General features: G+C 28.2%; 8 protein-coding genes. 2 read left to right on the top strand and 6 right to left on the bottom strand.

What is annotated here, in order from left to right; all coding sequences use genetic code 11:
• The 5 genes from Q326_RS17545 to Q326_RS0114465 all read right to left on the bottom strand — a co-directional run.
• Positions 1-456 (bottom strand): sodium/proton-translocating pyrophosphatase (locus Q326_RS17545; RefSeq protein WP_431188272.1); only part of this gene is annotated, 456 nt, incomplete at its 3' end.
• Positions 457-474: 18 nt separating this feature from the next.
• Entirely contained in the window at positions 475-705 is a 231-nt protein-coding gene (gene secG, locus Q326_RS0114450; protein ID WP_026896015.1) for a preprotein translocase subunit SecG, read from the bottom strand.
• A gap of 239 nt (positions 706-944) precedes the next feature.
• Complete coding sequence (locus tag Q326_RS0114455) at positions 945-1,883, bottom strand: DDE-type integrase/transposase/recombinase (RefSeq protein ID WP_026896016.1); 939 nt, start codon at positions 1,881-1,883, stop codon at positions 945-947.
• A gap of 526 nt (positions 1,884-2,409) precedes the next feature.
• The gene (locus Q326_RS0114460; RefSeq protein ID WP_026896017.1) at positions 2,410-3,003 is read right to left on the bottom strand and encodes a hypothetical protein; all 594 of its coding nucleotides are present in this window, start codon (positions 3,001-3,003) and stop codon (positions 2,410-2,412) included.
• A 178-nt stretch (positions 3,004-3,181) separates the two neighbouring features.
• Positions 3,182-4,360: a hypothetical protein gene (locus tag Q326_RS0114465; protein ID WP_026896018.1), complete on the bottom strand. Its 1,179-nt coding sequence runs from the start codon at positions 4,358-4,360 to the stop codon at positions 3,182-3,184.
• 365 nt (positions 4,361-4,725) lie between these two features.
• On the opposite strand from Q326_RS0114465, the gene Q326_RS19025 reads away from it, so the two are divergent.
• The gene (locus Q326_RS19025) at positions 4,726-5,253 is read left to right on the top strand and encodes an IS110 family transposase (RefSeq protein WP_250160352.1); all 528 of its coding nucleotides are present in this window, start codon (positions 4,726-4,728) and stop codon (positions 5,251-5,253) included.
• A 241-nt stretch (positions 5,254-5,494) separates the two neighbouring features.
• The gene (locus Q326_RS19030; RefSeq protein ID WP_250160353.1) at positions 5,495-5,995 is read left to right on the top strand and encodes a transposase; all 501 of its coding nucleotides are present in this window, start codon (positions 5,495-5,497) and stop codon (positions 5,993-5,995) included.
• Positions 5,996-7,144: 1,149 nt separating this feature from the next.
• Here Q326_RS19030 and Q326_RS0114475 read toward each other — a convergent pair.
• Positions 7,145-7,429 (bottom strand): ATP-binding protein (locus tag Q326_RS0114475; RefSeq protein ID WP_026894727.1); only part of this gene is annotated, 285 nt, incomplete at its 5' end.

The raw sequence follows: 7,429 nt of genomic DNA on the forward strand, positions 1-7,429 counted from the left end.
AGCATCTTTACTAAATATGTAGTAAAGGGTACCTACTCCTAAAAGACCTAAACCAACAACAGACATTCCCATAACAGCACCACCTGAGAATGCCACAGATAAAGCCTTATTCATACCTGATTTTTCTGCCGCATTGGCAGTCCTAACATTGGCCTTAGTAGCCACTCTCATACCAAAAAAACCAGCTAACGCTGAGAACACTGCTCCTACTATAAAGGAGATTGCAGTTCCCCAGTCTATTCCTATTCCCAATACCACAAAGAGAATAGCCACAAATATAACAAGGGTTTTATATTCCCTTGATAAAAAGGCCATTGCACCCTCTTGAATATGGGATGAAATTTCCTTCATCTTATCATTACCCACATCTACTTTGTTAATAGAAATAGCCTTGTAATACGCAAATATTAATGCCAATATTCCTATTATTGGTCCTATTAGTTTCACTTCTTTTATCCTCCTTTGTACACAGTTTTATTTTATTGCTGCTAAAACAAGGGCAGAAATAATAAATATTATTGCTGATACAGTAGTAACTTTACTCAATATACCCTCGTAACTTCTACCTTTATTTTTTCCCCAAATACTTTCTGCACCACCTGCTATACTTCCTGATAATCCTGCACTTTTACCTGATTGAAGCAGTATACTTCCTATTAGTACTAAACTCGTTATCAATATCAAAACTGTAAATACCGTTGTCATCTCTATATTCCACCTCCCATATTAAATTAACATACATATTTTAACACAGTGTATATATAAAATCAATGAGTATTTCAACTAGAGTTTTCCCATTTTTCTAGAGAAGTCAAACATATGTGACACAAACCTCTGAAAAAATTCTCTGATAATGCTGTAATTTTTAAATATTGTTAATAATTCTTTTGTCAAGGAGGAAAGCGATAGCGATCCTTGATTAAAGAATTATTAGCAATATCATCTTAAACAGCATTTTTAGAGAAATATTTATTAACTATTTCATTTGGAGTTCTAAAGTCAAGGATTTTTCTTGCTATATTATTGTATCTCTTACTATACCTTCTAAATGATTTTTCCATTTGTTTATAGCTACTAAACCTTCTTTTACTGTAGAATAATTCATTGTCTATTCTATGACTACGTTCTACTACCCCATTCTGCCATGGTGAATATGGTCGAATACGTTTATGTTTTATATCTAGTTTTTCTAAATATTTTTCAAATCTAGTTTTCTTATTTGTAATGTCTTGATCATTAACAAATTCAATCCCATTATCTGTTTGGACTAATTCAATTTTAAATTCTAATTTATCTTCTAATCGTTTTAAAAAGTTAGATGTACTATATGTACTAAGTTCATTAACTAATTCTAAATATCTTTTTCTTGAATATTCATCAATAGCTGTTATTTGGTAGTATCTACTGTGGTGACTTACAAAACCAATACATTCATTGGGTACATATTTTACATCTATTTGTACTCTTTCTCCTGGATAAGTAGCTGGATTTTTACGATAATTAGATTTAGGGTAATTAGCTCTTTTCTTTACTACATTTAATTTCATTTTTCTTATTTGTCTGCACATAGAATCATAGGTTCTTTTATACCCTGCATCCCTTAATTTCCTATACACCTGTGCATACCCTTCATGCTTATGGTATCTATGTTTATGCTTTATTAAATTTAGCTCTTTTCGAGTATGCTGATTAGGATGAAAATGTGGTCTTGTACTCTTATTTGCTAAAGACCTTACATCTCCATCATATCTTTTTCTCCAACGCCATACTTGCTGGCGACTAGTGTGATATCTTCTAGCTGCTTTAGCATTATTATCATGTTTAATTGCATATTCAACTATTCTTTGACGAAATCTCATCTCTTCTGTTATAATTGTTTCCATAAGGAAAGATCCCTCCGATTTTTGTTTGTTGTGGTAAACAACATTATATCAGAGGACTTTCCTTTTTTATTGTTTTCTTGTCACAAATGTATTATCTCATATCATATTTCAACTAGAGTTTTCCCATTTTTAAAGGAAATTAAAAATTAATCTTTGTGGATAAGATAATTTCTAGTTATATATCTATCCACAAATTTAAATTTTTCCATAAAAATAAGTAAAATCTCTCTTTCTTTTAATATAATAAGTTTACTAAGAATCAAAATATAAATTCGTGTTTCACATGATGTACAATTGTTTTTGGAAAATAATCCCACCATGCTATTGTTAAAAACAAAACCAGTAAAACTAAAAAGTATAAGTTTATTTACATACCTATAACTTTGCCTTCTATATCTGATAAAGAACTTACTCTTATTGTGATAAGAGAATTTGGTGAAATTCCTATGATACTTATTACTAATTTAAATCCTATGTTAAAAAGCTATCTCTTACCATTTTGAAAGTATATTTAAAAAGCTGGAGATTAGTAATCATCAATTAATATTTTATCCATCTCATAAATTAAGTCTAGCCATTTATCTTCATTTACATATTTTTTAATTCCATTATATTTTGTCAATATATCCAAATATTTATTAGTAAAGTTAAGCATTTTATTAAAATAAATTAATTCATCTTCATTTAAAAAATATTTTGTATCTCTATCTTCAAGCTTAAATCTTATATTAGATGTTAAAAAATAAGTAAAGTACTCAGTATATGCATGTCTGTCACTTGTCTCAAAATTATATTTTTCATCTAATTTAATTCTTATGTGTTCTGAAATTTCTTTTAAAAATGACATATTAGAATACACTGTTCTATATCCGTAACCTAAATCATTCCATTGGTCTTTATTGATATATTTGTTTCTTATTACATTATTTAAAATTTCAAAATTTTTTTCTATATCTTTTTTTGACTTTCTAACACTACTATCTATTTCTTTAGTAAAATATCTACTATATTTATAATTTAATTTATACAAGTAATTACACTTATACATACATAATGCCAATATAATTATTATGAATATTAAAACTAGGTTTTTATACTCCCATTTATTAGTCTTATTCATGTATACACTTCCTTTCTAATAATTGTTTTGTTAGCACTTAATACGATATTAGAATATGGCATCTTTTTCATTAGTAATTTTAGTTATTCAATAACCTATAATATATAAATGAAAATTTATCTATTATCTATAAAAAGTAAATATGTTGCAATATATATTGCAACATATTTACTTTTTATTATAATTTAACATCATAGTATAATGAATAAGAATATTTTTTATGGGATGAATGATTTGCACCTGATCCTGATATACTCTGAACATAAAAATCCCATTTTGTTTTTATTTTTTTATTTCCTGTTGAAGAATAGCCATCTGCAGAACCAACACCAGCAACCACTCCAAAGTAATGTCCATCTTTTTCCAAATGGTATTTATATGGATTTAATGTAACAGATACTTGAGTAGCCTTCTTATCTCCATATCCATCATACATATATTTATCATCGTTTGTTTCTTTATCTTCATCATAACTAGATGTGATATTGAAAATAGTCTTAGGTATATTATAGCACCAAGAATACTTAAAATTTAACCCTTTTCCTTTTAAAGTACAATTTTTTATAGTTTCTGTTTTAACTACCATTTCTCCTTCATCAGTAGCTAAATGTAATGTCCCGCCTGGAACAAATAAGCTACAACCATCTTCTTTAGAATATCTTCCGTCATAATATTCAATTTCAGTAAACTTTTCTTTTACCTTCATTTTTATATTAAAATCTATCTCATTGCCATCCTTAGATTTTGGATAAATATAAATAAAATTCATTTTTAGTCTTTCATAAATTTTGTCTCCATAAATTGAATATTCATATGTGTAAGTTTTTTCTTTTGTTTTAGTCTTTGTACCTGATGATTTTGGACTCAACAAAGTAATATCTTTTTCTGATATCTTTGGTTCTAGTAATTCTCCATACCAATATCTATTATATTCAATTTCCTCATTATAATAATTATTAATATCAGTTATGGTAACATAAACCATATAATGTTTATCTTTCTTGTATAATATTAAAAATGCTGTATCATTTTTTAATTTTATATTTAACACATCAAAGTTATTTTCTTCATCTTTAACATCTTTAATTCCATTCTTATCTATTTTAGCTTGAATATTAAAACTATCTTCATTATTAATAATTCCTAATAAACTAATTTTTTTGTTTGTAAAATATTTATTATTAATATCTACATTTATTTCTTTAATATTATCAGCTGATAAAGCATTTTTTGAGATATTAATATTTCTAAATATCCTTGCATTTGATATATCTCTTTCTAATGTTACACCAAAACTAGGTACAGCTAATAAGCTTATTAATATACATGTCAACATTATACTTGTAATTTTTTTCATTTTTTATTCTCCTCGTATAATATGTTTAGAACCCTTTAAAAAGTGTTCTAAGCATATTTTTTAATTTTATTTCTCATTACACTTTTACAAAGAGATATCCTAAGGCTAAAATATACTTATAGAATAATTAGCAAAGGATAATTCTTGTCCTCCTTGCAAAACCATAAGGTTATTGCCAAAAAAGCATGCTTCCTGACTTAGTTGTCATATCCTGCCTACTCAGATGCTGCATCTCTTTGATTAGACCAACAGTAAGGTTAGTTTTCAAAGATGAATGCTAATAGTGCGAGGTTGCAGTTAGCGACTAAGATTAGGATATCTCTTTTACTAATTGTTCTCCATTTTCTAGGAAAGGTGGTGATATCATGAAGAACAATATAATGTCAACTTTATTTGTTGGTATTGATGTTAGTTCTAAGACTAATGTCTTATGTGCTCTTGATTTTCAGGGTAATAAACTTCTTAACCTAAAAGCTTTGAATAACCAGCCAGGTGCTGAATCAATTTTAGGAAGCATTCTAGACTGTTTAAATTCTAATAGTTTAAAATATGCTGTTATTGCCCTAGAATCTACCTCTATTTATAGTACTCACATAGCTAATTATCTATCTTCAAACGAAATACTTTTAGCATACAAGCCTCTTGTATATTGTCTTAATCCTAAGACTATTGCTAATTACAGAAAGTCTTTTGTTGATATGGATAAGACCGACCCTTTGGATGCTTATATTATTGCTGATTTTGCTAGATGCGGTAGAATAACATCTGGCCCCTGGAGGGGAGCTCAGTTTCTTGCACTGCAAAGATTGACTCATCATAGACTGCATTTAGTTGAGTCTATTACTAAAGAAAAAGCTTATATGGTATCTAATATATATTTGAAGTTTAGTTAGTCAGTTAGTTACATTAGATAAGGAAGATAAGCCTTTCTCTAACACTTATGAAGCCACATCAGCTGCTGTTTTAACTGAATTTCTCTCTTTAGATGATATTACTTATTCTTCTATCGAAGATTTAGTAGCTTTCGTAAGAGAGAAAGGGAAAAATCGATTTAGCAATCCATTAGAAACTGCTAAATTACTCAAAAAAGCTGCTAGAGATTCTTACCGTTTAGATAAAGTATTATATGAGCCTTTGAATGTATCAATCGCCTCATTTTTTAATGTTATTAAGGCTTTAGAAAATGAGATCAAAGCTATTGAAAAAAATATTAAAGGTATCAATACTACTGAATATCAGTCTCTTACTTCTATACAAGGTATAGGTCCAGTACTTGCCAGTGGTATTCTAGCTGAAATTGGCACAATGACTTCATTTCGCTCTCATGATGCTTTAGCTAAATATGCAGGTCTTACTTGGCGAGTTAATCAATCTGGTAATTACTCTTCAGATAATACCAGAATGACTAAAACTGGTAACAAGTACCTTAGATACTACTTAATCGAGGCTGCTAGCAGTGTTAAAAACCGCAATGTCGAGTACAAAGAATATTACTACAAAAAATATGGTGAAGTAACTACTCACCAGCACAAAAGAACACTCGCACTTACATCTCGTAAATTAGTACGCCTGATTTTTAGCTTGCTGACTAAAAATCAAATCTACTCCAATGATAAAGTTGGAGAGATTCAATAAAATATTTTCCTATCCTAAACCTGTTTTTTTGTGGAAAACCATAGGTTCTATTAAGGTTACCCTTTTTCAAACATTTCTTTTGTCTTTTTTCAAAATATTATCTTGACATATTACCAGATTGCTTTTATAATTTAAAATTGAATTTCAGAATGTTTTGAAAATGAATTTCTTATATCATATACATATCCCCCCCCTCCTTGTGAGCTTGCACTATAAGTCATTGCATAATGCTACAACTGGCTTAAATACTAAATTTATTGAAATAGCTAAGTTTTCCTCATTTTAGAGTATATATTCACTAACCAGATGTTTATAACCTAAAGTGAAATGAGAGAAGAAACTTATGCCAATTTCAGCTGAATAATTAAATTTTTATGATGTGTCTTCTAATTTTGATAAGTTTTATAATCAAAATCAAGAATATTTTCTTGCTTTATTATATAAATTTGTTAATATTAGTGCTTTTATTCCATTTTCTTTTTGCCAATCTTATTATTCTAAATTTTGTATGAAAAGAAAAAATTTCACTTGAATGAATACTTTCAACTTTTGTACTTAAAAATATCTTATCTATACCTAATATTAATACAATGATTTCTTTATTAAATATTTCTTCTGAAATGCGTAAATTCTATGGTTTCTTGAAAGTTCCTAATGGATCTCAGCTTTGTAGATTTAAGACACAGTATCTTAATGAGTTAAGTGATTTATTTCATAACCTGGTTGATATTACTGATGTTATGGCTAAGAAAATAAATTCTTTATTATCTTCAGTGTTAATTACTGATACGACTGGATTTAGACCTTATGTGACTGAAAATAATCTTAAATTTTATCAAAGTCAACTCCATAAACGGAAAGCTTCCACTAAAAAAACAAAATCCAAACTCTACTTTTGACATTGAAAAATATGCTCAAAGTCAAATGCCTAAATATGCTTCTTCTAGCAGTGAGGCACCTCAACGGTCATTTTGGTCATTTCCAAAAACTGTTATTCCAACTAATGGCTTTAATCTCATTAGAGATGTGAATTTCTATGACTCTGATAATGTTATTTCTACAGCCTTAACACCAGAAGAGATTATGTATTTGTCAACCGAAATTTCCTCTAAATTCTAATCGAATTCTCCTCTAGTTAAGGTAAAAAAATTATTGCTTTTCTAACCAAAGTTTAGTTTCTTTTAATCTATAAGAATTACCATTCATATTTACAATATATGATTTATGTGTAAGTCTATCTATTATTGCAGCTGTCATTACTGGATCTTTAAATATTTCATCCCACCTTTCAAATGATAAATTTGTAGTTATTATTGTAGATTTTCTTCCTGCTCTTAAGGAAAGATAGGTGAATAAGAGCTCAGAGGCTTCTTTATCAAAAGAAATATATCCAAGTTCATCTGCTATTATCAAATCATATTTCTCAAATTTCTT

The organism is Clostridiisalibacter paucivorans DSM 22131 (assembly GCF_000620125.1).
GTDB lineage: Bacteria > Bacillota > Clostridia > Tissierellales > Clostridiisalibacteraceae > Clostridiisalibacter > Clostridiisalibacter paucivorans.

Coding starts and splice junctions, on each gene's coding strand:
- Q326_RS19025 (WP_250160352.1), top strand. CDS start 4,726: ATGAAGAACAATATAATGTCAACTTTATTTGTTGGTATTGATGTTAGT.
- Q326_RS0114460 (WP_026896017.1), bottom strand. CDS start 3,003: ATGAATAAGACTAATAAATGGGAGTATAAAAACCTAGTTTTAATATTC.
- Q326_RS0114465 (WP_026896018.1), bottom strand. CDS start 4,360: ATGAAAAAAATTACAAGTATAATGTTGACATGTATATTAATAAGCTTA.
- secG (WP_026896015.1), bottom strand. CDS start 705: ATGACAACGGTATTTACAGTTTTGATATTGATAACGAGTTTAGTACTA.
- Q326_RS0114455 (WP_026896016.1), bottom strand. CDS start 1,883: ATGGAAACAATTATAACAGAAGAGATGAGATTTCGTCAAAGAATAGTT.